A 23,417-nucleotide genomic window follows, 5' to 3' on the forward strand; every position below is an offset into this window, starting at 1 on the left:
CCATGGATCTCTCTGCTGTTCACGCCAAACCGACGCGCCGTCGTTATATCACGCTGCTGATGATATTTATTACGGTGGTCATTTGTTATGTCGATCGCGCTAATTTAGCCGTCGCTTCCGCGCATATTCAGGAAGAGTTCGGTATTACTAAAGCGCAAATGGGTTATGTATTTTCGGCCTTTGCCTGGTTATATACGTTATGCCAGATTCCCGGCGGCTGGTTCCTTGATCGCGTGGGTTCACGCTTAACCTATTTTATTGCCATCTTTGGCTGGTCGGTTGCGACGTTATTGCAGGGTTTTGCCACCGGCTTATTATCATTAATTGGTCTGCGTGCGATTACCGGCATATTTGAAGCGCCGGCTTTCCCGACCAATAACCGGCTGGTGACCAGCTGGTTCCCGGAGCAGGAGCGCGCTTCCGCCGTCGGCTTCTACACGTCCGGTCAGTTTGTTGGTCTGGCGTTCCTCACGCCCTTGCTGATCTGGATTCAGGAACTGCTGAGCTGGCATTGGGTATTTATTATTACCGGCGGCATCGGCATCATCTGGTCGTTCATCTGGATTAAGTTCTATCAGGCACCCAGCCAAAGCAAAGGCATCAATAAAGCCGAGCTGGATTACATCCGTGAAGGTGGCGCGATGGTGGATGGTGATGCGCCGAGCGAAAAGAAAGCCCGCACCAAACTTACCGCCGCCGACTGGAAACTGGTGTTCCACCGCAAGCTGTGCGGCGTCTATCTTGGCCAGTTCGCCGTCACATCCACGCTGTGGTTCTTCCTGACCTGGTTCCCGAACTATCTGACGCAGGAAAAACACATCGCGGCGCTCACCGCGGGCTTCATGACCACCGTGCCCTTCCTCGCGGCATTCGTTGGCGTGATTCTCTCGGGTATCGTCGCCGATCGTCTGGTGCGCAGTGGCCGTTCGCTGGGCTTTGCGCGCAAAACGCCGATCATCTGCGGTCTGCTGATCTCCACCTGCATCATGGGCGCGAACTACACCAACGATCCAATATGGATTATGACGCTGATGGCGATCGCCTTCTTCGGCAACGGTTTCGCCTCAATTACCTGGTCGCTGGTCTCCTCGCTGGCACCGGTGCGCCTGATTGGTTTGACCGGCGGCATGTTCAACTTTGTTGGCGGCCTGGGTGGCATCACCGTGCCGCTGGTGGTGGGTTATCTGGCGCAGGACTACGGCTTTGCACCGGCGCTGGTGTATATCTCGGCGGTGGCGCTGATTGGCGCGCTGTCCTACATCCTGCTGGTCGGTGATGTAAAACGCGTAGGTGAATAAATTCGCGCGATGAATAGCGCCGCTACAAATACGGGCACAATCCGTAGCGGCGCCGTTCCTTGCGCAATCAACCGCGGCGAAATTGCTGCTTCTCACTGCAGAATCACGTAATTTATCCGGCAACTGTTAGATGGAAGGTTGCCACATGTCAGAAAAACAAATCACCTTTGCCGCGCGTCATCATCAACTTACCAACATCAACGTCTGGACCGGCGACAGCCAGTGGCTGGCATTTGATGTGCGACCTTCCGGTGCCTCTTTTACCGGCCTGACTATCGAGCGCGTCAACGTGGCGAGCGGTGCCGTTGAAGTGTTGTATCAGGCTCGCGATGGCGCGCACGTTGGCGTGGTCACCGTCAGTTCGGATCTGCCGCCGCGTTACGTTTGCATTCATGGTCCGGAACATCCGGATGCGCACTGGCGCTACGATTTTCATCACCGACGCGGCGTGATCGTGCAGCAAGGCATCGCCGAGAACCTCGATGCCTGCGATATCACCGCGCCTTACACGCCTGGCGCGCTGCGCGGTGGCTCGCATGTCCACGTCTTCAGCCCGGATGGTTCGCGCCTGAGCTTTACCTATAACGATCATGTGATGCATGAAAAGGATGCTGGCGACGACCTGCGTAACGTCGGCGTGGCCGTGCCGCTGCATCCGGTGTGTCCGCCTAAACAGCATCCGCGTGAATATGAGGGCAGCCATTATTGCGTGCTGGTCAGCCAGACGCAGCGCGATCCTCAGCCGGGCAGCGACCAGATTGACCGCGCCTATGAAGAGTGCTGGATCGGGAATCAAGGCTATCAGAAAGCGGATGGCAGCTGGCAGCGCTGGGCTATCGCCTTTATCGGCGATACGCGCGCCGCCAACGGCGACAAAGTGCCGGAAGTGTTTGTGGTGGATCTGCCCGCCGCGTTAGCCGATTACGCCAAAGTGGGTGCTTCGCCCTTACAGGGCACGGCGGATAAATTGCCTGCGCCGCCAGCTGGCGTGCAGCAGCGACGCATCACGTACACCCATGGCCTGGCACTGCAACCGCGCCACTGGCTGCGCGCCTCCGCGGATGGCAGCGCCATCGCCTTTTTGCTGGCGGACGAACAGGGCGTGATTCAGCTGTGGACGGTTTCACCGAATGGCGGCCAGCCACGCCAGGTGACGCAGCTGGCGAGCAGCATTCAGTCGGCCTTTAGCTGGCATCCACAAGGCGGCGCGATATGCTTTATCTGTGATAACAGTGTGATGCGCTGTGAAATGGCGACGGGAGCCTGTACGCGCTTAACGCCGTGTAGCGATCACGCGCCATCCGGTGATGCAGTGGTCTGGTCGCCGGATGGAGAAAAGATCGCTTATATGCGGGAAGTGGACGGCTGGCGGCAGCTGTTTTGCGTCAGTGCGGCTGCGCGGGCATAGACGCGGCGGTCGCCAGGCTGGCTTGCGTGCCGGCCATTTTTTCGCTCTGCATCACGCGCTCGTGAATCGAATCCTTACTTTTATCGTCGTCAGAACGGAAGTAATCCCATGGCAGCAGCAAGGTGTCCATCACCGCTGAGAACGGGAGATCGATCAGCGCCAGCGGCTTGATCGCCCAGCTGGTGTTATCGTCAGTGATCATCTCTGCGCTGGCGCGCGTGCCGGGATAGTAGCCCTGACTGGCGCCAGTGTGAGACATAACGCTGGAGCAACCTGAAGTAACAAAGGTACTGCAAACCAGCACAGCTGTGAGTGGAAAGCGTTTCATCATATTCATCATCATCATCCCTTCAGTCATGGCATGGCCCTGGCTGGAGTGTGTCACCTGACGTTAAGCAAAGCTCTGTGGCTGCGTCTTGGATCTCAGGCGATTGGTCCCCTGAGTGTATGTCATATCGTCAGATTTGCTGTAAAAAAATACGCATCAGCCCTTGAAAGCGACCAGGCTGCACCCACTTTTAAGGAACGGTCTTGTTGCTGTTGCCGGAAGGGACAGCAACGGACTGCACAACCTGTCCATGGTGGAAGGTTGCCTAAACTTGCTGAATATCAGGAGTCTTATTATGCGTAACTTTGATCTCACCCCACTTTATCGCTCTGCCATTGGTTTCGATCGCCTGTTTAACCTGCTTGAGTCCAACCAAAACCAGGCCAATGGTGGCTATCCTCCGTATAACGTTGAGCTGGTGGATGAGAATTTCTACCGTATCACCATTGCCGTGGCGGGCTTTGCCCAGAGCGAGTTAGATATCACCTCGCATGACAACGTGCTGGTGGTGCGCGGCGCACATCCTGAAGAGCAGCCGGAGCGTAAATACCTGTATCAGGGTATCGCCGAGCGCAACTTCGAGCGAAAATTCCAGCTGGCCGATCACATCACGGTGCGCGATGCGCGTCTGGAAAATGGTCTGCTGAGCATCGATCTGATTCGCATTGTCCCGGAAGAGGCGAAACCGCGTCGTATCGAAATTCTGTAATCAGGATGTGAGTTAAAAAAACGCCGCTGAAAAGCGGCGTTTTTGTTTAGGTGCGCACCAATAATCGCTGACTGACCATGCCGCCAAACACATTCACCAGCAGGCCGAGGATGATCACTGAAACGCCGATCATCTGCTGAATCGACAAGGTTTCACCGAGAATCAGCGCCGCACTGAGAATCCCCACCACCGGCACCAGCAGCGACAGCGGTGCCACGCGCCAGGTTTCATAGCGGCTCAGCAAATTACCCCATATCGCGTAGCCGACAATGGTGGCGATAAAGGCGAGATAGATCAGCGCCAACACCGTTTGCAGTGAAATGTGCAGCAGGCTGGTGATAATCGCCGCTTCGCCATCGAACAGCCATGAGCAGGCAAAGAACGGCACGATCGGCACCAGCGCACTCCACACCACCAGCGACATCACCGGCACTTTGCGGTTACGCAAAATGATTTTGTTGGTGATATTGCCGAGGCCCCACGACAGCGCCGCAGCCAGCGTCAGCATCATGGTAGTGAGCGTAATGCCCGCTGTGGTTTGGCCTGCCATGCCTGCGGTTGCCAGCATAAACATGCCGAGCGTCGCCACCAAAATACCGACGATATGATTCCAGCGTAACTTCTCCGCCAGGAACAGCGCCCCCAACAGCAGCGTGAAAAAGGCCTGCGCCTGTAACACCAGCGACGCCAATCCTGCCGGCATGCCCAGCTTGATCGCGAGGAACAGAAAGGCGAACTGGCCGAAGCTGATGGTCATGCCGTAGACGATTAGCCAGCGCAGCGGAATCGCCGGACGCTTCACAAACAAGATCGCCGGAAACGCCACCAGGCTAAATCGCAATCCCGCCAGTAAAAAAGGCGGCATATCCTGCAGGCCCAGCTTAATCACCACAAAATTCACGCCCCACGCCACCACAACCAGCAGGGCTAACAACATATCTTTCACTGACATACACAGTCCTTACTGCCGCGATCAGGCGGTTGCCGTCACCGGTGTTGCGATCTCGGCACAACATTCATCACCGACAACCTTAAAGAAATCATCCACCTGTAAAGCCACGGAGCGATCCAGTGCCCCGGCGTTAAACCACAGCGTGCCGACATCGCGCAGGCGCACATCGACGCGCAGCGCTAGCCGGTCATCAAAACTAAACGGCGGCACCGCGCCCATTACGCACTGGGTTAACTCCTGCGCTTTCTCTGGCGCCGCAAAGCTCGACTTCTTGCCGCCAATGGCACGCGCGGCGCTCTTGAAGTTGATCTTGCAGTCGCCCGGCACAATCGCCAGCAGATAGCGCGCATCCGCGCCATCCGGCATCGTCACTTCCAGCACCATCGCTTTGGCCGCCTGATTGAGATCGTTACCGCGAATCTCGCTAATCAGGTCGGTCTGGCCGATGGCTTCATGCTCCACCACGCGATAACGCGCCTGATGATGATCCAGCAGGGCCGCTACTTTTTCATAGGTATTCATGTTCGTCTCCTCGTCGAAAACCTGGCGTTAACTCCAGGCGATGGCGTGTTTCATTTTTTTGTCGGTCAGGCCAAAGAAGAAGCCCATGGTGATGCGCGTGTCGCCTTCCACGCGATCAATTTCGTGATAAAACGCTGGATTAAACAGATAGATATCGCCACTGCGCGGTGAGAACTCGCACACCTCGCTGTGTTCGATGACGCCGGTTTGATAACCCAGTTCGCCCGGCGTTTTGTACCATTCATCCACCGGCTGCCACTTCTTGTTGAAGATGCGCAGCGCGCCGCCGGCGTTGCACTCTTGCAAACAAACCACGCAACTCAGCTGGTGCAAGATGCGGGTCACCGCCAATCCGCTGCCGGCGGCATCGCGCACGATGTTGTCGTTATGCAGGGGATTGGCGACGCCGTCAGCGTGGAAGCGCACAATCGAACCGGCGTAATCGCCCAGCTCGGGCTCATTAGCGGTTTGCAGGCTTTCCAGGCGCAGCGCGTGCTGCACCCAGTTGTAGATCTGATCGCGCAGGCAGTGCAGCGACGACGGCAGCGCCGCCTGAATATCGCGCAGCTCGGTGAAGTAGTTTTCCGGCGCGGCGGTGTGCTTCGCCAGATAAGGGCCGAGCGTGGTCAGCGCGCCGTTTGGATAGTGCGATACCCGCACCTGTTCGCGGCACTGCTGCAAATCCTCCACCACCGCTGCGCGCACGTCCGGCTTGAGGAAGTTACGTAACACCAGCAGCGGCACGCGCGCCGTCACGATGTCATCCAGCCAGGTGCTCTCCACAAACATGTTTGGATGAATAACGCGGATCTGATTGAAAATCGCCATGTTGATCACTCCCCAATTGGAAATTCATGAAGTTCATGGTTGTTCATACGACGCCATTCAGACGCCGTGCCCAGTGCTGAAATAGGTTCAGAAGAGATGAAAGTGGTGTCGTTTTTCTGTAAGCGGTGCAGCGTGAAATAGTTGGGATAGGGCGTGTCGTCGGGATGCCATTGCCACGCCCAGGCTTTATCGCGGGTGACAAAAATGGCGTTGGCCGAACTGCCGCCCGGCGCGACCTGCGCCATCTTGTCGCGCAGATAATCGCGGGTGAAATCGGCGGGCGTGGCGCGATCCACCATATATTCGAGATACTCGGCGGAATCGAAACGCGACTCCGCCATGCCCAATTGCTGATAAACGGTGGGCAAAAAACCGTTATGCATCATGTACCACTGCGTGTCGCCGCTGGTGCGCCACAGCGGATGGGAAAATTCGATACCGTGATTTTTGCTCAGCGTGGCGTGGCGCACATGTACCGCCAGAAAGCGGCCGCGCAGGCGATCAACATCAATGGTCGGCAGCGCATCGGCGAACGTGCCGGTGCCGTGCAGCGTGCGAATGTGCCCTTGCTCCAGCCATAAACAGCCCCAACCGTTGGGATGCTGTTTAATCGGACCTTCGTGCGTGGCGGTTTCGCCGCAGCTCATGGCACGCGCGGCGTCCAGCACTGCGGCGGCATCGAATTGGCCGTGCGCCACAATCATTCTGCACATAGTAAATCTCTCCGAATGGTGAGCGATGAGGCCTCAAGGATCTGATGGAACACCGCCAGAATGTCGTCGCGGCTGGTGGCTGCGAGACGCAAGGTGGCGAGAATGCCGGCGTGGCGGGTTAAATCGGCATACAGCGAAGAGCGTGGCGAAACTGCCAGCGCGGGCAGATTGAGCGGCGGCAACAGCTGACCGCGCTGATGCTGTGCGATCCAGCGCTCAGCCGCGTCATACTGCAGGCGCTGACGCAAACGCACGCGGCCCACCGCCTGCGGCTGCGCCGGAAAATGCAGCGGCGGCATGCCGTGACCGGCTTCGATGTGGAACGCCACTTCCGCCCAGTTGATGCCGGTGACTTCCTGCACCAGATTCACCACGCCCATGCCGGAAAGGCGGAAGCCCATTTCGAGGAAATGCGGTTCGCCGTTGACCAAAATGAAATCGATGTGAAATGCGCCCTGACGATAGCCGAAGGTTTCACAGCAGAAGCTCATCAGGCTGCTAAAGCTGGCGGGCAGTTGCTGCGCGGCGACCGCCACATGGCCGGATTCGTAAAAACTGACGCAGCCGTCGGCATCGCTATGGTGTTCGATCACCTTTTGGCTGCAGGTCAGCGCCACCGCATGGCCGTCCGCCACCACGCCTTGCAGCGAATACTCATCGCCCGCCAGCCAGCTCTCGACGATAAAACCGCTGAAGCCGCGCCCGCCGTAATTCATGGTGTCGACCAGCTTGCCGATCACCGCATCAAGCTGGCTGGCCTGTTTCACCAGCCAGACGCCAAGACCGCCGCCGCCGTCAACCGGCTTGATCACGCAGGGATAGAGCAACGCGTCTCGCGCATCCCGAATGCTGAGCGGCGAGGCAAAAAAGCGAAACTCCGGCTGCGGAAAGCGCTGCCAGGCTTTGCGCAACGCCATACGCTGCGCGTACTTATCCGGCGGAATAAAGCTGGCACCGGCGTCGGGCCCCGCCAGCAGTTCGCGTACGCGACCGGCGCTGGCGTTGTAAGCTTCAAAGCCCGCCAGCACCACGTGAGGATGCTCCATCAACCCGGCATGCAAACAGGCTTGCAGTACATCCCACGGATTTTCCGGGCGATCGAGCCGCACAATCAGATCGAACGGCAACGGGATGCTCAGCGATTGGTAATCGACGAAATCGCCCATCTCCGCCAGCACGGTAAAGTAGCCGTCGCGTTTGGCCACCGCGCAGTAAGGATTTTGTCCGTCGCGGGTGGCACCAATCTGCAGGAAAATCTTTCTCATCGCGTTGCCTTACCGGGTTAACGCCCGGAGATCACTTCAGTGACGACGTCGTGCATGACCCCGTTATTCACCTGAATCACTGCTTTGTGCGGGTCAAAACGCAGCACGCGCGAAAGCGCATCGCCGCGCTGTTCGTCCAGCAGTGAACTCACCTGCTTGCTACGCCAGCAGTGACGCATCTGCGCCACGGTCAAACCAGAGCGTTGCTCCAGCTGCTGCGCCAGCCCCAGGTCGTCGCTCTCGCCGCGCAGCAAGGCGCGCACCGCCGCTTCGTCCGGTGCATCGACTAACTGCTGCAGCCAGCTTTTCAGCTGATTACCTTCGGCGATAAACGGCGAATAGATCATGCAAACCAGTTGGGTTTCATTGAGGCCAAATGCCTGCTCGGCGAACTGCGCGGCGCGCTGGCGGGCGCGCTTAATCGCCTCATCGTCCTGATAACGTGCCGCCATCTCATCAATCAGCTGCGGCGGGAAATCTTTTTTCACCATCAGCCCGAGCGCAAAGCGCACATATTCGCGAATGCCTTCGGCGTAGCTGCGCTGCAACAGCGTCTCCGCACGCAGACCGCGAATATGTGCCATTAACGTCGGGTTCCCGCAGTCCGATTCGGAGAAGCTGAACATCAGTTCATCGAAGCGGAAATGCATAAATTCAGTCAGCAGCGCCCAGTGCGCGCCCGCTTCATACGCGGTGTCCTGATAGATATTGAAGAACAGCGGATCGCGTTCCAGCTGCCAGGTAATGCGGTGCGCGGGCGTCACCTGATCGGCACCGTAGATATCGGCGAAGTAGCGTTCGGCCACGCCATCCAGCGTCTGTAGGAAGCCGCTAAAGCCGCGCGATTTATCCGCCACCGGCGCAGAAAACAGCCGCGAAAGATGGCGCGCCCACGCCAGATAAGCGGTTTGTTCCTGCGGCGAATCGCCGGTGATGATCACATCAACGCCGCCGTCGTAATGCGCCGCCAGGCCAAACGAGTTCACCATGCTGAGATTGCAGGCGTTACAAAACGTGGAGCGCGCATCGGCGCGGAAGCGGTGGCCATTCATCAACACATCGTTGCGATTCTGCTGGCGCACGCTGTCTGGCATCGGTAAATGGCGATCGAAGTGGCGGATTTGCAGGCCGTCAGTCACCAGACATTCGGTAAAGTCATCATCGGGGATGTGCAGCGCGCGATACACGCGATCGATATTCTCCATCACGCTGTCGTTCATGGCCGCATGGCGGTTGGTGCTGATGCGCAGCTGAAAGGTGCTGCCATGTTGCTGCCAGATCAGTCCCTGAATGTAGCGCACGTACGCCACCATATAGCTGCTGTCTTTGCCGCCGCCGTAGGCCAGCAGCACGCGGTTATTCTCCGGGTGAGTGGCATCCGGGAGCGCGGCAAGTAAACGGCGTGAACAGTGTTGCGCGGAATCAATAATCGTGGGGGTGAGATATCCACTAATCTCTCGCATCAGGGTGGACAGATTATTCATTTTTCACTTCATCCTTTGGCTAAAAAGTCGCTGCTGCCGTGCTGGCGGCATCAGACGGGAAATGGGCCACGAAGGTGCTACGGAATGAATGCCTTAAAGACGATTGCGCGGGTTATCAATTAACTAATGCAGCCTAAAGTACTTTGAATGTAATCTGGTGAAAACGCACAGATCCGGACGAAATAGGGTGGAACAGATGGCGGGTGAAACGGAACAGGGCAGTCGTTACCGTCAAATCGCAGAGCAGATAAAACAAGCCATTCACAGCGGCTCGCTGCCGCCCGACAGCCGTTTACCGTCGGTGCGCACGCTGGCGACGCAGTACAGCGTTAGCATGACCACCGCGCTGAAAACATTACGCACGCTTGAGGATGAGCACTACGCGGTGGCGCGTCCCAAGTCCGGTTTTTTTGTCGCCCCGCGGCCTGTTAATAAAACCTTTCCCACGGTCATCAACGAGCAAGCGCGCGAAGTGGCGCCGCTCGATGAGCAGACCGAGCTGCATCTGGCGATGCTCGGTTCAGACTGCCGCGTGCGGCTGGATCTGGCCAACGGCGACCTCTCACTCTATCCGGTGAAGAAGATTGGTTTGCTGATGCGCCAGATGGGTTACAGCAAACCGGCGCTGCTGGGGAATACCGTAAAAGGCACCGGCTACGCGCCGTTGAAAAATGAAATTGCACGCCGCGCGGTGGATTATGGCTGCAATATCAATGCGGATGACATCCTGATCACCAACGGCTGCATCGAAGCGATTTCGCTGGCGCTACGCGCCACCACGCGGCCAGGCGATATCGTTGCGGTGGAATCGCCGTGCTATTTCGTGTTGCTGCAGATGCTGCATAACCTCAATCTGCGGGTGATTGAGGTGGAAGCGGGGCCGGAAGGCTACGTCAATGTGGAGAAACTTACTTCGCTGTTCCAGCGCAAAGCGGTGCAGGCGTATCTCACCATCAACAACATCAATAATCCGCTCGGCAAAAGCATTCCCAACGAGCAGAAAGCCTATATCGCGCGTCAGGCCGACGAGAACGATGTGGTGATCATTGAGGATGATATCTTCGGTGATACCGCGTTTGGCGAGCGCCGTCCGTTCCCGATGCGTGCCTTCAGCCCGAACGCTATTTTGTGCAGCGGCTTCTCGAAAACGGTTGCGCCGGGCATTCGCATCGGCTGGGTGCACAGCAGCAACTACATGCGCAAAATCGCCTCGCTGAAATACACCACCAGCATGGGCACGTCGGTGTTGTCGCAAGCAGCGATTGCCGAACTGCTGCGCAGCGGCGGCTATGATGCGCATCTGCGTAAGCTACGGCGCGAGTTGAAGAATCAAATCCAGCATATGCGTCAGGCGGTGCTGCGCTACTTCCCGCCGGGCACGCGGGTGTCTGATCCTGAAGGCGGCTATGTGTTATGGGTGGAAATGCCGATCGGTGCGCTGAATGTGCGCGCGCTGTTTCTCAAGGCGCGCAACGCGGGTATCGGTATCGCGCCGGGCCATATTTTCGCGACCGATCACCGCTACGATCACTGTTTTCGACTCAATGCCGGTTTTGGCTGGAATGCCGAAGTGGAGCAGGCGATTCAGCAGCTGGCGCAGTGGTGCCAGCTATCTATAACGCAGGGATAGCGCAATAGAGTGCGCCGCTACGGAATGTGCACACAATCGTAGCGGCGCGATTCATCGCGCGATTTTGAAGCTTTAATTCTTAAACGCGGCTTCCAGCTCTTCCGCCAATATCTGCACCGCGCGCTCAATCTTCTCCGCATCCGGTACATAGTTCATGCGCATGCATTGATGGGTGTGTGGCCATTCATGTTCCAGCCCGGGGAAGAAGAAGTGGCCGGGCACCATCAGCACGCCGCGCGCTTTCAGGCGCTGATACAGCGTTTCGGTGCTGATCGGCAGATCGCGGAACCACAGCCAGAGGAAAATCGCGCCTTCGGGTTTATGAATCAGGCAGCGATCTTCCGGCAAATAGCGGCGCAGAATCGCAATCGTCTCGCTGACTTTGGCCTGATAGAACGGCTTAATCACCTCTTGCGACAGCCGCAGCAGATCCCCGCGTACGATCATCTCATTGGCAATCGCAGGACCGATGCTGCCCGGCGCCAGGCTGATAATGCCGTTCATGTTACCAATGGCGGTGATAGTGCTCTCATCGGCGACGATAATGCCGCAACGTGCGCCGGGCAGGCCGAGTTTCGACAGGCTCATGCACAGAATGGTATTGGGATTCCACAGCGGGCGCGCTTCGCTAAAGATAATGCCGGGGAACGGCACGCCGTACGCGTTATCAATCAGCAGCGGTACGCCGTGCTGCTGCGCCAGCGCATCCAGCTGCAGCAGTTCATCATCGGTGATCACGTTGCCGGTTGGGTTGGTCGGGCGCGATACGCAGATCAGGCCGACATCGTCATTCAGCGGCAGATGGTCGAAATCAACGTGATATTTGAACTGGCCTTCCGGCAGCAGCTCAATGTTTGGCTTGGCGGAGACAAACAGATCTTCTTCCAGACCGGCATCGGCGTAGCCGAGATATTCCGGTGCCAGCGGGAACAGCACGCGCTTTTTGCTGCCGTCGGCGCGACGTCCGGCGAACAGGTTGAAGAGATAGAAGAACGCGCTCTGGCTGCCGTTGGTCAGCGCGATGTTTTGCGCGGTTAATGGCCAGCCAAGTTCTTCACGCAGCATCTTCGCCAGCGCATCCAGCAGCAGCGCTTTGCCGCGCGGACCATCGTAGTTGCACAGCGCTTCGCTCAGCTGGCCGTCCTGATGCATCTGCATCAGCAACTGGTTGAAATAGTCATTCATCGCCGGGATCTGCGCCGGATTACCGCCGCCAAGCATGATGGTGCCGGGCGTGCGCAGGCCTTCACCCATGTCTTCCATCAGACGTGAGATGCCGGAGTTTTGAGTAAATTTGTCGCCGAACTGAGAAAAGGACATAGGAAGTTAAAACGTTGTGAAATCGAATGGGGAACCACCATAGCGCCCGCCGCTGGCAGGCGCAATGGGTAAAGCGGCCGCTTAGCCTTGGATCTGCGGGTTAACGCAGTTTTTCTCGACTTTGCCGCTCAGGGCGGCGATCAGGTTATCTACCGCGTCGCGCGCCATGCCGTAACGGGTTTCATGCGTGGCGGAACCGATGTGCGGCAGCGCTACCACGTTAGGCAGCGTCAAAATTTCGGCATCGGCAGGCACTGGCTCAACTTCGAACACATCCAGACCGGCGGCGTGGATAGTGCCGTCTTTCAGCGCCGCCGTCAGCGCCTGCTCATCCACCACCGGACCGCGACCGGCGTTGATCAGAATTGCGCTTGGCTTCATCAACTTGAGCTGCGCTGCGCCAATCATATGGTGCGTCTGTTCGGTCAGCGGCAGGCTGATGCAGACAAAATCACTCTCTTTCAGCAAGGTTTCCAGATCGCAGGCACGCGCACCAAAGCGGGTTTCCGCCTCTTCATGCTGACGACGCGCGTTGTAGAGAATGTTCATGCCAAAGCCAAAGTGCGCACGCTGCGCCAGCGCGAGGCCGATGCGGCCCATGCCGAGAATGCCGAGAGTTTTGTGGTGCACATCAATGCCGAAATGATCCGGGCCGATGCTCTTTTTCCACTCGCCGGCTTTGACCCACTTATCCAGCTCGGTCACGCGACGCGCGGTGCTCAGAACCAGCGCCATCATGGTATCGGCGACGGTTTCGGTCAGCACGGTTGGTGTGTGCATCAGCAGCACTTTGCGTTGATTCAGCGCATCAACGTTGAAGTTATCGTAACCCACCGACACGGTGGAGCAGGCGCGCAGCGCGGGCATTTTTGCCAGCAGCTCGCCATCCACTTTGCCGCCAGAGCCGAGCAAACCTTGCGCCTGTTCGAACTGCGCCGCGTGTTTTTCGATAGTTTCCGGGGAAATGTCGTGCACTTCAGTGACGGTGAAATGGGCATCCAGTTTGGTGCGCAGGTCATCTGGCAGGCTCTTATAAAGAATCACAGCAGGTTTCATCTTTTGCTCCCTTTAAAATGTAGGGGAGGCTTTAAGGCCTCCCGAATCGATTACGCGTGCTTCGCCCCGTGAACGGGCGGCGGCGTTTTGTTCTGGGCTGGTTTGACGATCAACGTCAGCCAAACCGAAGCCAGCAGCGCAGCACCCATGAAAATGTAGGAGGCGGCAGGCGAACCGGTCGCGCCATTAAGATAGCCTACAATCCACGATCCGACGAAGGAACCCAGTGCGCCCATGCTGTTGATTAATGCCATCGCACCACCGGCGACGTTGCGCGGCAACATCTCCGGAATGATGGCGAAGAACGGACCATAAGGCGCATACATCGCCCCACCGGCAATTACCAGCAGCGTATACGACAGCCAGAAGTTGCTGGAACCCACCAGATACGAACCGAGGAACGCCAGCGCGCCAATCAGCAGCAGCGGCCAGACAAACAGTTTACGGTTCTGAGTTTTATCTGACGCCCACGACACCACGATCATCGCAATGGTCGCCACCAGATACGGCACCGCAGACAGCCAACCGGCTTCCACCATGCCCATCTGCGAACCGTTACGCAGAATGGACGGCAGCCACAGCACAAAACCGTACACGCCGATGCTCCAGGCAAAATATTGCAGGCACAGCAGGATCACGTTGCGATTACGGAACGCTTCACCGTAGTTACGTACCGCTTTAATCCCTTCCTGCTCTTTTTGCAGCTGCGCCTGCAGCGCGGCTTTCTCGCTTTCGCTCATCCATTTGGCCTGGGCAGGTTTGTCCTGCACCAGGAACCACCAGGCCACCGCCCAGATCACTGCCGGGATGCCTTCAATGATAAACATCTCGCGCCAGCCAAAGGACTCAATCAGATAGCCGGAAACCACCGACATCCACAGCACCGTCACCGGATTACCGAGGATCAGGAAGGTATTGGCGCGCGAACGTTCGGATTTGGTAAACCAGTTGCTGATATAGATCAGCATCGCCGGCATTACCGCCGCTTCCACCACGCCGAGCACAAAGCGGATCGCCGCCAGCATCGGAATGTTGCTGACCACGCCGGTCAGCGAGGCGCAGCCGCCCCATAAAATCAGGCACCAGAAAATCAGCTTCTTCACGCTGCGACGTTCGGCGTACAGCGCGCCGGGGATCTGGAAGAAGAAGTAGCCGAGGAAGAACAGGGCGCCCAGCAGCGATGACATGCCTTTGGTGATGCCGAGATCGTCATTTATCCCTGCGGCAGAGGCGAAGCTGAAGTTCGCCCGGTCCAGATACGCCAGACTGTAGGTGATAAACACGATGGGCATGATAAACCACCAGCGTTTTGGCGCGATTGTCTGCGATTTCATGGGTGACTCCTCTGGTTGAGGTGGACGCATTCAGTGGATGCGTCTCGCTATATTGTTGTAGTGGGTACAGCTATTTGGTTTCGTACGGACCCGTAGCGGCGCAATTTATTGCGCTTCTGGCAGCGAAGCCGCTGCGAAAAGCGCGCGATGCATCGCGCCGCTACGGGATTGTGCTGTTATCAGTAATCGCCCAATGCCGCGCGCGTCGGCAGGCCTTCGCTGTCGCCAGCGACCTGAATCGCCAGCGAACCGATCTTATTACCGCGCAGAATCGCCTGCGGCAGGGATTTTCCTTCCAGCAAAGCGCTGATCAGCCCAACCGCAAAGCCGTCGCCGGCACCCACGGTATCGACCACATTCTCGACGCGAATCGGTGCGACCTGGCCTTGCTGGCCGTCGGCGGTTTTGTACCAGGCGCCGTCGCCACCGGTTTTGATCACCACCGCTTTCACCCCTTTATCGAGGTAGAAATCGGCGATGGCTTCCGGCTGGCGGTAGCCGGTGAGAATCAAACCCTCTTTCTCGCCCGGCAGCACCCAATCGGCGTATTCCGCCAGATGATTGAGTTGCTTGCGCATCTCCTCTTCGCTGCGCCATAACACCGGACGCAGATTAGGATCGAAGGAGATGGTTTTGCCCCGCGCGCGCATCTCTTTTGCCGCGTGTTGCGCCAGGGCAAGCGAGCTGTCAGAGATTGCCGCCGCCACGCCGCTTAAATGCAGATGGCGCGCGCTGCCAAAGTAGTCGTCGTTGAAATCGTCGGGTGACAGATGGCTGGCGGCGGAGCCTTTGCGGAAATATTCGACTTCCGGATCGGAGCCGTCATCGACGCGGGACTTGAGCTGGAAGCCGGTGCGATAGCGCGCGTCCGTGGTGACGCAGCGGTGATCGACGCCCTCTTTTTCCAGCTGTTGCAGTGTGAAGCGACCAAAACTGTCGTCGCCGACGCGGCTCACCCAACCGACCTGCAAACCGAGGCGCGCCAGGCCAATCGCCACGTTGAGTTCGGCCCCAGCAATGCGTTTGACGAAGCCTTCTGCTGCGGCGAGATCGCCGGTTTGCTGGGCGATAAACATCGCCATCGCTTCACCAATCGTCACCACATCCAGCGTTTTTTGCGTCATCATCGGCTCCTTACGCTGCACGCAGCAGGTCAACGTAATGGCGCGTGACCGCCAGCAAATCCCCGCCTTCCAGCGGGAATTCGATGCCGCGCGGTGCGTCGGTTGGCAGCGCGTTCAGCAGCGTGCGCCAGCTATCGTCGGCCTGATCCAGCGCGATCGCGCGGAAAGTAGCGCCGTGTGGCACCGCCGCTTTAACGTGGATGTAGCTAACGTAGCGACTGAGTTGCGCGGCGGCCTGCAAACCGTCTTCGCCGGTCCACTGCCAGTTGCCCATATCGAAGGTCATATCCAGCGGCAATGCGGCATCGCAAGCCTGATGGAAGAAGCGCAGCATCGGCGCCAGTTTGCTGTCTGGCGTTTGATCGTTCTCAACCACCAGCGTCACCGTTGATGCTTTAAGTACATCGAGCAGCGCGCGCGCATCAAGTTCAACGAAATGGCCAAGCGCCACTTTCAGGCGCTGAGCGCCGATTTGTTCGGCTTCCTGCAGGAACTGCGCCAGACGCGGATTCAGCGCACCATCATCCAGCCACAACGCTTCCGGCACGGAATAACTGGCGCTCAGCTGATGCTGGGAAATCGCATTGCCCAGCGCATGCAGCAGGCAGAGTTCATTTTCGTTGAACAGCTCGCGACGAATTTCGACGCCATCTGCGCCGGCCTGTTTGATCAGCGGCAACAGCGCGGCCTGGCCACCCAACTCCGCTACTTTCTGCGCGCCGTATGCGGCAGTTACAACAATAATTTCTGGTTTCATCACGTTTCTCCGGGCATGACCACATCCCATTCGTTATAAAAAACCTAAATGGAACCGGTTCCAAAGGAAAGGCGCAGACCGTGAAATTATGATCATGCTCACGAAGTGAGCCATAAAAGGCCGGCTTAGCGCAGCGGCTGGCTGGAGCCGCGTACGATCAGTTCGCCGGAGAAGAGCTGTTCGCTGACCGATTGCTCGCTGCCCTCAATGCGCGCGATAACCTGCTCCAGCGCGGCGTAACCAATCTGCCAGGTGGGCTGCTTCAAGGTGGTGATGCCGACGCCCGCCAGCGCCGCCCATTCCAGTTCGTCAAAGCCCAGCAGGCCAATCGCTTCGCCCCAGCGCAGCGCAAGGCGCTGCAGCGCGCGCGCCACTTGCAAGGTCAGCGCGCCGTTGGCGGCGATCACCGCACAGCGTTTGTCGGGATGGCGCTGGTGGAATTCCCGCAGCTGTTTTTCCAGCGCGTCGGGCTGATGCAGCGCCACTTCGGCATTCTCTGCCGCAATCTCTGGCGCGTTTTTTACCGTGTCGTAGAAGGCGCGCAGACGTTCACGGCGCGTATTAACGCTGCCGAGCGGCTCGCTAAGGAAGAGCAGGGCTTGATAGCCGTTATCCAGCAAATGTTGGGTCGCAACCGTGGAGGCTTCAACGTTGTTGAGCCCCACCATATCGCAGGCGAAATCGGGGATTTTCCGGTCAATCAATACCATCGGCAGCATCGACTGTTGCAGGCGATTGAGCACTTCTTCATGCATGCCCACGGCATTAACCACAATGCCTTCCACCTGATAGCTGCTGAGCAGTTGCAGGTAATGTTGTTCGAGATCGACTTCGTTGTTGGTGTTACACATCAGCAGGGTAAAGCCCTGCGCACGACACGCCGCTTCGATGCCGCTCAGCACGTCAACCGAGTAAGGATTGGTGATGTCGGCAATGATCAGGCCAATCAAACGCGTGCGGCCGCGTTTCAATCCGCGCGCCATCTGGCTGGGACGATAGTTGAGTTCGGCGATGGCCTGTTCGATACGGGCTTTGAGATCGGGCGAGAGCAGATTCACTTCGCCATTCAGATAGCGGGAAACGCTGGTTTTACCGGTTTTTGCCGTACGGGCAACGTCACTGATTGTGGCTCGTGGCGGCCTGGTTTTCATTGCTTACACCTGCTGAAAAGAAACAGGCGAAGACTAACACAGCTCGCGCCAGGCGCAATCATTGCGCGTCAGAAGTGAGTCGCAGCACCGGCTGCCAGAGCGTTTGCAGATCGCCTGGCGGCACATCATCGAGCAGTTGCAGCACCATTTCGGCGATGCGCTCGCCAATGTGCTGCTGCGATGATTGCAGAATGGTGTTCACCGGCTGATCGACAATCGAATCGGGCGGCAATCCATCATACACATACAGCGGAATCGCCTGCGCGCCCTTCAGGCGGGCCGCCTGCTGCAGCGCAATCGCGGCACCTTCACCCAGCGTGCTGCAATCGGTGATGATCGCCTGCGGCGCGTCGCCTTGGGCCAGCCAGTCATTGGTTTGCTGATAGCCGGAGCGGCGTGTGGCGGGTAGCGCGGCCATCAGGGATTGATCGACCGGCGCCTGATGCCGAATCAGCGCATCAATAAATCCCTGGCGGCGATCGAGGATGTACGTTGCCGTTTCGTTACTGCCGAGATAGGCCAGACGTGGCCACCCTTGTTGCAGGCAGTGTTCTGCCGCCAGAAAGGTACCGGCGTGATTATCGTAATCAATCCATGCGTATGGCAGCGGCAGCTCGCTGCGGCCGAGCGTCAGGAAGCGGAAACCCTTCTGCTGCAAGCGTTGCAGTCGCGCATCCTGCGGCAGGGTGTGGGTTAAAATCAGCGCATCGATGGCGCCGCTGCGCAGCATGCGGATCAGCTTACGCTGTTGCCCTTGCGGTTTGTCAGGCAGCAACAGCAAATCAATATCGTGCTGGGCGAGGCGTTGATCCAGCATCAGCAGCATTTGGCTGTAATAGCTGTCATTGAGCGAGGCGTGGCTGATGGGAAAGAGTAGACCGACCGCATTGGCGCGCCCGGTTTTCAGGCGGCGGGCAGCGTCGTTGGGGCGATAGCCGCGCGCATTCGCTTCGTCTTCAATGCGTTTACGCGTGACGGCCGCTACATCGTCATAGCCATTTAGCGCCCGGCTCACGGTAGTAACAGAGAGGCCAAGGGTAGCGGCGATGGCTTTGAGTGACATGATAGCGTCCCACTGATCAATTTTTGATCACGCTAGCATAAAGGAAAAGGCGGCTCTATCGGTTACGAATTTTTTAGCTTTTTCTAACAAAGATGGCGTCAAAAGAGGCGGAAAAATGTGACAAAAGCCGATCTGTTCGTGCAGATCGGCTCTTTACTTTTAGCCCAGTGGGCTGAGGGTGATCTCAACGCGACGGTTCTGTGCTTTACCGTCTTCGGTGCTGTTGCTGGCAACCGGATTATCCGGGCCTAAACCCTGGGTGCGCAGACGGTTTTGTGCCACACCTTGCAGAATCAGACCGCTGGCCACGCTGTCGGCGCGCTGCTGTGACAGGCGCATATTCAGCGCGCGCGTGCCGGTACTGTCGGTATAGCCCACCACATTCACGGCGGTTTTTGGATACTCTTTCAGCACCATCGCCACGCCGGTCAGGGTGTTGGCGCCCGCCGGTTTCAGGTTGCTGCTGTTGGAATCAAAGGTGACGTTATTCGGCATGTTGAGCACGATGTTGTCGCCCTGACGCGTCACGCTGACGCCGGTGCCGCGCATTTTGTCGCGCAGTTTCGCTTCCTGCACATCCATATAATAGCCCGCGCCGCCGCCCAGTGCGGCACCGGACGCCGCGCCAATCAACGCACCTTTACCGCGATCTTTCTTCGACGACGACAGCACGCCCACGCCCGCACCCAGCACCGCGCCCAAACCAGCACCGATACCCGATTTGCCCGCCTGCGATTCGCCGGTATAGGGATTGGTGGTACAACCCGACAGCGCGAGGCTGCCGCTCAGTAACAAGGTCAGCGCCAAAATACGCTTATTCATGAAAAACCCCTCACAGATTTAAACGGGGAAAAGCCCCAAAACGGCACTATTATGCCGTTCAATTATGGGGAAATACGTGAGGGTCAGTCTTAATTTGTAAACTTTTGCTTTAAAGATTATCAGGATGGCAAAAACAGCTGGTTTGATGATCGTTAATTAAGCCGCAGGCCTGTAGAAATGAGTGGCAGGTTGTGGGGCCGACGAATTTAAAACCACGCTTCTTAAGTGCTTTCGACAGCGCAATCGCGGGCTCGGAGGTCGTTGGCGCGTCTTTGTAATTCGCGTAACGGTGCAAAATCGGCGTATGGTCGACAAAAGACCAGATAAAGCGTGAAAACTCCTCTCCGGTGGCTTCCAGCGCTAGCAAGGCACGCGCATTGTTGATGATCGCTTCCAGCTTGCCGCGATGGCGAATCAGTCCCGCATTTTGCATCAACCGTGCCATGTCGCTTTCATCCATCAACGCCACGGCTGCGGGATCAAATTCATGGAACGCGCGGCGGTAGTTTTCGCGTTTTTTCAGTACCGTAATCCATGAAAGTCCGGCCTGTTGGCCTTCAAGACAGACCATTTCAAATAAGACTCGCTTATCGGTTTGCGGCACGCCCCACTCTTTATCGTGGTACGCCAGATACAGTGGATCCTCAGTTACCCAGCCACAACGTTGCATTGCATCACTCCCTTAGCCTATGAAATAGCGGTAGTTCCCTTGACGAATGGCAAAAGCGATTAATAGTTATACAAGGGGCGCCGATATAGATCTTATAAAACCTAAACGCCCATCTCTTCCCGGCTCGTCAGGAGTCCTTCATGTTGCAGAAAAGTCAGCGGACAGGCCAGCATATAATCGCGCTGGCTTTTGGCAGTGTATGGCTATTTTTTCTGGCCGGGAATACCTATGCCTTTGATCAATCGAGCCAGAATAGCGCACCCGATTACAACGCCATACTTGCTGAAAAAATTTCCAGTAATCACCTGATGTTGACAGAAAACCCCGATGCCAACCTGTTTGACGCCGCGCTTAACTCGCCGAATGACTATGCGTTGGTATTGCACAGTGAAACCGCCAGCGTCGGCGCTACGCCTTTTGTTAATCGCTACTCTGCCGGCTGGTCGATGCCGATGAGTAAAGCGGTGAGCACCGGGCCGGTGGCGCAGTTTGCGGTAGATGATTCGACCTTGAGCTGTCCGAAGTGCGCAGGAGTGGATAGCAACAACGCCGAGCACATTGCCTCCGTTGGCTGGCGCGTGGATTCCAGCCTTAGTGGGATATCGCCGTGGGCGCAGGTGAGTTACAGCCATCTGGTAAATGAAGAGTTGCCATCGCCCACCCGCGAACGAGCCGAGGATATCAACGGACGGGAAAGCAATTGGGTGGATGTCAGCGTCGGCGCAAATATGCCGCTGGGGCAAAATATGGCGGCCTTTGCTTCTTTTGCGCAAACCGGCGCAGTGACCAGCGGCGAGCAGTTTATTTATAGCCTGGGCGTCAGCGCCAGCTTCTAATCGGCATAAAAAGAGAAGTGACAAAACGTGAGGTCCATATACTAAGCGCGCTAATCATTACTTTGGTCACAATATGCGCAACAATATTATTCTTATTAGCCGTGAAGTTACGGCCTTTCTCATCAGTGGATTGGTGCTCGTTTTCTGTATGGCGATGGTCTACATCGACGTCAACTGGATGAACGATGCCCTGCACGAAACCTCCTTCACCGAAATCACCCAGGAGCTGATGCTCTTGCTCATCGCCACCTTCTATTTCCTCTCGGCCTGGCAGCGGCCATCACAACGCAGTGTGCTGATCCTGGTCGGCGGTTTTTACAGCTGCATGCTGATTCGTGAGATGGACTTCCTGTTCGATTTCATCAGGCACGGCGCATGGCTGTGGTTTGCGCTGGCGACGACGGCGGCCTGTCTGGCGATGGCCTTCCGCCAGCCGCGCCAAATCCTGCCCGGCCTGGCGTCGCTGGTTCAGCATCGCAGCTGGCAGATGATGGCCGCAGGTTTACTGGCTATTTTGGTGTTTTCGCGCCTGTTTGGCATGCATCAGCTGTGGGAACATCTGATGCTCGATGGCTATAACCGCGTGGTAAAAAACATGGCGGAAGAGGGCAGCGAGATGTTTGGCTACAGCCTGTGCCTGATCGCATCGGCTCGCTATCTTTGGCAAACCCGGCCGCAGCCTGTCGCGGCTCGGGTGCCGCACGCGTCACGCCATGTGGATCGCGCCGAACCGCTGACGATGCCACGCTAATCGCTGCGACCTTTTTGACGATCACTTGTCCTAAAACAGGTACACTTACCGCATAACGCCGGGCTGAATTTGCCGCCCGGCGCACCATGCTGGTTAACGTCAGGTTTCTTCATGTCAGTCAAAATCTTATCTTCAACGTTGGTGGGGCTGGATGGCTTCTGCCATGACCCGCTCGCCGTGCTGCAGCAGGCCGATAACGGCACGCTGGCGGTGCTGCATAACAATACGCCGGCGTTTTATGCGCTCACGCCGCAGCGTCTGGCGCAGCTGCTGGCGCTGGAAGCCGCCGCGCAGCAGCCCAATGATGTCACGCTGGATGAGAGTCTGTTTCAGACCGAAAGCGCGCCCATCGCCACGCCGGTGGGCAAGTTCGCAATGTATGAAGGCTGGCAGCCCGATAGCGATTTTCAGCGTCAGGCCGCCATCTGGGGCGTGGCATTGAGTGAACCGGTTACCGCCGCCGAGCTGGCCACGTTTGTGGCGTACTGGCAGGCGGAAGGCCGTTTGTTCCATCATGTGCAGTGGCAGCAGAAGCTAGCGCGCAGCGTGCAGATGAATCGCGCCGCCAATGGCGGACAGCCAAAGCGCGATCTCACGCAAATCAGCAATACTGATTACGATATTCCCGATGGATTCCGAGGTGAGTAATGAAAACGCCGAACGATCTTTTTAGTCGCCTGAAAAAGATGATGCCGTCCGAAGTGCAGCCGAAATTCAAAAGCGGCGCGGAGCTGCTGGCCTGGAACCAGGAACAGGGCCGCTTGCGCTCGGAAGCGATTGTGCGAGAAAACCGCGCGATGAAAATGCAGCGCATCATGGGGCGCTCGGGCATCCGCGAGCTGCACATGAACTGCTCGTTCGACAACTATCGCGTGGAAAATGATGGGCAGCGCAAAGCGCTGGCCATGGCGCGCGAATACGCCGCCGGATTTGAAAACAGCATCTCCAGTTTTGTTTTTTCCGGTCGTCCCGGCACCGGTAAAAACCACCTTGCCGCAGCGATTGGTAACGATCTGATTATTCGCGGTAAAAGCGTGCTGATTGTGACCGTGGCCGACTTGATGTCGAGCATGAAGGGCACTTTCAGCGGCGGCAGCGATTTAACTGAAGAGCGCCTGCTGCACGATCTCAGCCATGTGGATCTGCTGGTGATCGATGAGATCGGCATGCAGAGTGAATCGCGCTATGAAAAAGTGATCATCAATCAGATTGTTGATCGCCGCTCATCGTCGAAACGCCCAACGGGCATGTTATCGAACCTCGATCCCGCCGGCATGAATTCGCTGCTGGGTGAACGCGTGATGGACCGTATGCGCCTCGGCAACAGCTTGTGGGTGCGCTTTGACTGGGAAAGTTATCGCAGCCGTGTGCGCGGTGATGAGTATTGAGGAGTGCT

Annotated in this window: 24 protein-coding genes; 8 read left to right on the forward strand and 16 right to left on the reverse strand. The window is 57.4% G+C overall.

Annotated elements, in window-relative coordinates:
* The first annotated feature begins 2 nt into the window (after nucleotides 1-2).
* Entirely contained in the window at nucleotides 3-1,298 is a 1,296-nt protein-coding gene (locus tag DEU53_RS20925; RefSeq protein WP_101763891.1) for an MFS transporter, read from the forward strand.
* A gap of 145 nt (nucleotides 1,299-1,443) precedes the next feature.
* Nucleotides 1,444-2,706 (forward strand): DUF3748 domain-containing protein, encoded by a 1,263-nt coding sequence (locus DEU53_RS20930; protein WP_110868244.1) that lies wholly within the window; start codon nucleotides 1,444-1,446, stop codon nucleotides 2,704-2,706.
* On the opposite strand, the gene DEU53_RS20935 is transcribed toward DEU53_RS20930, so the two are convergent.
* The gene (locus tag DEU53_RS20935; RefSeq protein WP_304465975.1) at nucleotides 2,684-3,043 is read right to left on the reverse strand and encodes a YceK/YidQ family lipoprotein; all 360 of its coding nucleotides are present in this window, start codon (nucleotides 3,041-3,043) and stop codon (nucleotides 2,684-2,686) included. The genes DEU53_RS20930 and DEU53_RS20935 overlap by 23 nt on opposite strands.
* 286 nt (nucleotides 3,044-3,329) lie before the next feature.
* Here DEU53_RS20935 and ibpA point away from each other — a divergent pair, with 286 nt between their 5' ends.
* Nucleotides 3,330-3,743 (forward strand): small heat shock chaperone IbpA, encoded by a 414-nt coding sequence (gene ibpA, locus DEU53_RS20940; protein ID WP_101763888.1) that lies wholly within the window; start codon nucleotides 3,330-3,332, stop codon nucleotides 3,741-3,743.
* A 46-nt stretch (nucleotides 3,744-3,789) separates the two neighbouring features.
* Here ibpA and DEU53_RS20945 read toward each other — a convergent pair whose 3' ends face one another.
* The 6 genes from DEU53_RS20945 to DEU53_RS20970 are packed head-to-tail and all read right to left on the reverse strand — an operon-like array spanning nucleotide 3,790 to nucleotide 9,507.
* A complete protein-coding gene (locus tag DEU53_RS20945) occupies nucleotides 3,790-4,695 on the reverse strand; it encodes an EamA family transporter (RefSeq protein WP_110868246.1) in 906 nt (301 codons plus the stop codon).
* Nucleotides 4,696-4,716: 21 nt separating this feature from the next.
* Nucleotides 4,717-5,217 carry a YbaK/EbsC family protein gene (locus tag DEU53_RS20950; protein ID WP_101763886.1) on the reverse strand — a complete coding sequence of 167 codons (501 nt, stop codon included), beginning with the start codon at nucleotides 5,215-5,217 and terminating at the stop codon, nucleotides 4,717-4,719.
* A gap of 27 nt (nucleotides 5,218-5,244) precedes the next feature.
* The gene (locus DEU53_RS20955; RefSeq protein WP_101763936.1) at nucleotides 5,245-6,045 is read right to left on the reverse strand and encodes a hypothetical protein; all 801 of its coding nucleotides are present in this window, start codon (nucleotides 6,043-6,045) and stop codon (nucleotides 5,245-5,247) included.
* A gap of 5 nt (nucleotides 6,046-6,050) precedes the next feature.
* A complete protein-coding gene (locus DEU53_RS20960; protein ID WP_110868247.1) occupies nucleotides 6,051-6,758 on the reverse strand; it encodes a class II glutamine amidotransferase in 708 nt (235 codons plus the stop codon).
* On the reverse strand, nucleotides 6,746-8,023 hold the full coding sequence (locus tag DEU53_RS20965; protein ID WP_110868248.1) for an acetyl-CoA carboxylase biotin carboxylase subunit family protein: 1,278 nt from the start codon (nucleotides 8,021-8,023) through the stop codon (nucleotides 6,746-6,748). Before DEU53_RS20965 ends, DEU53_RS20960 begins: the two co-directional genes overlap by 13 nt.
* A gap of 17 nt (nucleotides 8,024-8,040) precedes the next feature.
* The gene (locus tag DEU53_RS20970) at nucleotides 8,041-9,507 is read right to left on the reverse strand and encodes a hypothetical protein (protein ID WP_110868249.1); all 1,467 of its coding nucleotides are present in this window, start codon (nucleotides 9,505-9,507) and stop codon (nucleotides 8,041-8,043) included.
* Nucleotides 9,508-9,703: 196 nt separating this feature from the next.
* Between DEU53_RS20970 and DEU53_RS20975 the strand changes: the two genes are divergently transcribed.
* The gene (locus tag DEU53_RS20975; protein ID WP_110868250.1) at nucleotides 9,704-11,137 is read left to right on the forward strand and encodes a PLP-dependent aminotransferase family protein; all 1,434 of its coding nucleotides are present in this window, start codon (nucleotides 9,704-9,706) and stop codon (nucleotides 11,135-11,137) included.
* 72 nt (nucleotides 11,138-11,209) lie between these two features.
* Here DEU53_RS20975 and DEU53_RS20980 read toward each other — a convergent pair whose 3' ends face one another.
* The 9 genes from DEU53_RS20980 to DEU53_RS21020 form a co-directional block, all read right to left on the reverse strand.
* Nucleotides 11,210-12,457: a valine--pyruvate transaminase gene (locus DEU53_RS20980; protein WP_110868251.1), complete on the reverse strand. Its 1,248-nt coding sequence runs from the start codon at nucleotides 12,455-12,457 to the stop codon at nucleotides 11,210-11,212.
* A gap of 81 nt (nucleotides 12,458-12,538) precedes the next feature.
* Entirely contained in the window at nucleotides 12,539-13,513 is a 975-nt protein-coding gene (gene ghrB / locus DEU53_RS20985) for a glyoxylate/hydroxypyruvate reductase GhrB (RefSeq protein WP_110868252.1), read from the reverse strand.
* A 50-nt stretch (nucleotides 13,514-13,563) separates the two neighbouring features.
* A complete protein-coding gene (locus DEU53_RS20990; RefSeq protein WP_101763879.1) occupies nucleotides 13,564-14,847 on the reverse strand; it encodes an MFS transporter in 1,284 nt (427 codons plus the stop codon).
* A 179-nt stretch (nucleotides 14,848-15,026) separates the two neighbouring features.
* A complete protein-coding gene (locus DEU53_RS20995; protein WP_008105274.1) occupies nucleotides 15,027-15,971 on the reverse strand; it encodes a sugar kinase in 945 nt (314 codons plus the stop codon).
* A gap of 10 nt (nucleotides 15,972-15,981) precedes the next feature.
* Nucleotides 15,982-16,728: a sugar phosphate isomerase/epimerase gene (locus tag DEU53_RS21000; protein ID WP_101763878.1), complete on the reverse strand. Its 747-nt coding sequence runs from the start codon at nucleotides 16,726-16,728 to the stop codon at nucleotides 15,982-15,984.
* A gap of 125 nt (nucleotides 16,729-16,853) precedes the next feature.
* Nucleotides 16,854-17,879, reverse strand: coding sequence for a LacI family DNA-binding transcriptional regulator (locus DEU53_RS21005; protein ID WP_110868253.1), 1,026 nt, complete (start codon nucleotides 17,877-17,879; stop codon nucleotides 16,854-16,856).
* 58 nt (nucleotides 17,880-17,937) lie between these two features.
* Complete coding sequence (locus DEU53_RS21010; protein WP_110868254.1) at nucleotides 17,938-18,942, reverse strand: LacI family DNA-binding transcriptional regulator; 1,005 nt, start codon at nucleotides 18,940-18,942, stop codon at nucleotides 17,938-17,940.
* 159 nt (nucleotides 18,943-19,101) lie between these two features.
* Nucleotides 19,102-19,764 (reverse strand): OmpA family lipoprotein, encoded by a 663-nt coding sequence (locus tag DEU53_RS21015; protein WP_101763875.1) that lies wholly within the window; start codon nucleotides 19,762-19,764, stop codon nucleotides 19,102-19,104.
* Nucleotides 19,765-19,873: 109 nt separating this feature from the next.
* Complete coding sequence (locus tag DEU53_RS21020; protein WP_101763874.1) at nucleotides 19,874-20,434, reverse strand: DNA-3-methyladenine glycosylase I; 561 nt, start codon at nucleotides 20,432-20,434, stop codon at nucleotides 19,874-19,876.
* Nucleotides 20,435-20,574: 140 nt separating this feature from the next.
* On the opposite strand from DEU53_RS21020, the gene DEU53_RS21025 reads away from it, so the two are divergent.
* From DEU53_RS21025 to dnaC, 4 genes are all read left to right on the forward strand, one after another.
* On the forward strand, nucleotides 20,575-21,270 hold the full coding sequence (locus DEU53_RS21025) for an autotransporter (RefSeq protein WP_110868255.1): 696 nt from the start codon (nucleotides 20,575-20,577) through the stop codon (nucleotides 21,268-21,270).
* A gap of 73 nt (nucleotides 21,271-21,343) precedes the next feature.
* On the forward strand, nucleotides 21,344-22,021 hold the full coding sequence (locus tag DEU53_RS21030; RefSeq protein ID WP_110868256.1) for a hypothetical protein: 678 nt from the start codon (nucleotides 21,344-21,346) through the stop codon (nucleotides 22,019-22,021).
* Between the two features lie 111 nt (nucleotides 22,022-22,132).
* On the forward strand, nucleotides 22,133-22,669 hold the full coding sequence (gene dnaT, locus DEU53_RS21035) for a primosomal protein DnaT (RefSeq protein WP_101763871.1): 537 nt from the start codon (nucleotides 22,133-22,135) through the stop codon (nucleotides 22,667-22,669).
* Entirely contained in the window at nucleotides 22,669-23,409 is a 741-nt protein-coding gene (gene dnaC, locus DEU53_RS21040) for a DNA replication protein DnaC (RefSeq protein ID WP_110868257.1), read from the forward strand. The genes dnaT and dnaC overlap by 1 nt, the downstream gene beginning before the upstream one ends.
* The last annotated feature ends 8 nt before the right edge of the window (nucleotides 23,410-23,417 follow it).

This window comes from Pantoea sp. AG1095, assembly GCF_003208415.1.
Taxonomy (GTDB): domain Bacteria; phylum Pseudomonadota; class Gammaproteobacteria; order Enterobacterales; family Enterobacteriaceae; genus Pantoea; species Pantoea leporis.

Coding starts and splice junctions, on each gene's coding strand:
- DEU53_RS20925 (WP_101763891.1), top strand. CDS start 3: ATGGATCTCTCTGCTGTTCACGCCAAACCGACGCGCCGTCGTTATATC.
- DEU53_RS20930 (WP_110868244.1), top strand. CDS start 1,444: ATGTCAGAAAAACAAATCACCTTTGCCGCGCGTCATCATCAACTTACC.
- DEU53_RS20935 (WP_304465975.1), bottom strand. CDS start 3,043: ATGAATATGATGAAACGCTTTCCACTCACAGCTGTGCTGGTTTGCAGT.
- ibpA (WP_101763888.1), top strand. CDS start 3,330: ATGCGTAACTTTGATCTCACCCCACTTTATCGCTCTGCCATTGGTTTC.
- DEU53_RS20945 (WP_110868246.1), bottom strand. CDS start 4,695: ATGTCAGTGAAAGATATGTTGTTAGCCCTGCTGGTTGTGGTGGCGTGG.
- DEU53_RS20950 (WP_101763886.1), bottom strand. CDS start 5,217: ATGAATACCTATGAAAAAGTAGCGGCCCTGCTGGATCATCATCAGGCG.
- DEU53_RS20955 (WP_101763936.1), bottom strand. CDS start 6,045: ATGGCGATTTTCAATCAGATCCGCGTTATTCATCCAAACATGTTTGTG.
- DEU53_RS20960 (WP_110868247.1), bottom strand. CDS start 6,758: ATGTGCAGAATGATTGTGGCGCACGGCCAATTCGATGCCGCCGCAGTG.
- DEU53_RS20965 (WP_110868248.1), bottom strand. CDS start 8,023: ATGAGAAAGATTTTCCTGCAGATTGGTGCCACCCGCGACGGACAAAAT.
- DEU53_RS20970 (WP_110868249.1), bottom strand. CDS start 9,507: ATGAATAATCTGTCCACCCTGATGCGAGAGATTAGTGGATATCTCACC.
- DEU53_RS20975 (WP_110868250.1), top strand. CDS start 9,704: ATGGCGGGTGAAACGGAACAGGGCAGTCGTTACCGTCAAATCGCAGAG.
- DEU53_RS20980 (WP_110868251.1), bottom strand. CDS start 12,457: ATGTCCTTTTCTCAGTTCGGCGACAAATTTACTCAAAACTCCGGCATC.
- ghrB (WP_110868252.1), bottom strand. CDS start 13,513: ATGAAACCTGCTGTGATTCTTTATAAGAGCCTGCCAGATGACCTGCGC.
- DEU53_RS20990 (WP_101763879.1), bottom strand. CDS start 14,847: ATGAAATCGCAGACAATCGCGCCAAAACGCTGGTGGTTTATCATGCCC.
- DEU53_RS20995 (WP_008105274.1), bottom strand. CDS start 15,971: ATGACGCAAAAAACGCTGGATGTGGTGACGATTGGTGAAGCGATGGCG.
- DEU53_RS21000 (WP_101763878.1), bottom strand. CDS start 16,728: ATGAAACCAGAAATTATTGTTGTAACTGCCGCATACGGCGCGCAGAAA.
- DEU53_RS21005 (WP_110868253.1), bottom strand. CDS start 17,879: ATGAAAACCAGGCCGCCACGAGCCACAATCAGTGACGTTGCCCGTACG.
- DEU53_RS21010 (WP_110868254.1), bottom strand. CDS start 18,942: ATGTCACTCAAAGCCATCGCCGCTACCCTTGGCCTCTCTGTTACTACC.
- DEU53_RS21015 (WP_101763875.1), bottom strand. CDS start 19,764: ATGAATAAGCGTATTTTGGCGCTGACCTTGTTACTGAGCGGCAGCCTC.
- DEU53_RS21020 (WP_101763874.1), bottom strand. CDS start 20,434: ATGCAACGTTGTGGCTGGGTAACTGAGGATCCACTGTATCTGGCGTAC.
- DEU53_RS21025 (WP_110868255.1), top strand. CDS start 20,575: ATGTTGCAGAAAAGTCAGCGGACAGGCCAGCATATAATCGCGCTGGCT.
- DEU53_RS21030 (WP_110868256.1), top strand. CDS start 21,344: ATGCGCAACAATATTATTCTTATTAGCCGTGAAGTTACGGCCTTTCTC.
- dnaT (WP_101763871.1), top strand. CDS start 22,133: ATGTCAGTCAAAATCTTATCTTCAACGTTGGTGGGGCTGGATGGCTTC.
- dnaC (WP_110868257.1), top strand. CDS start 22,669: ATGAAAACGCCGAACGATCTTTTTAGTCGCCTGAAAAAGATGATGCCG.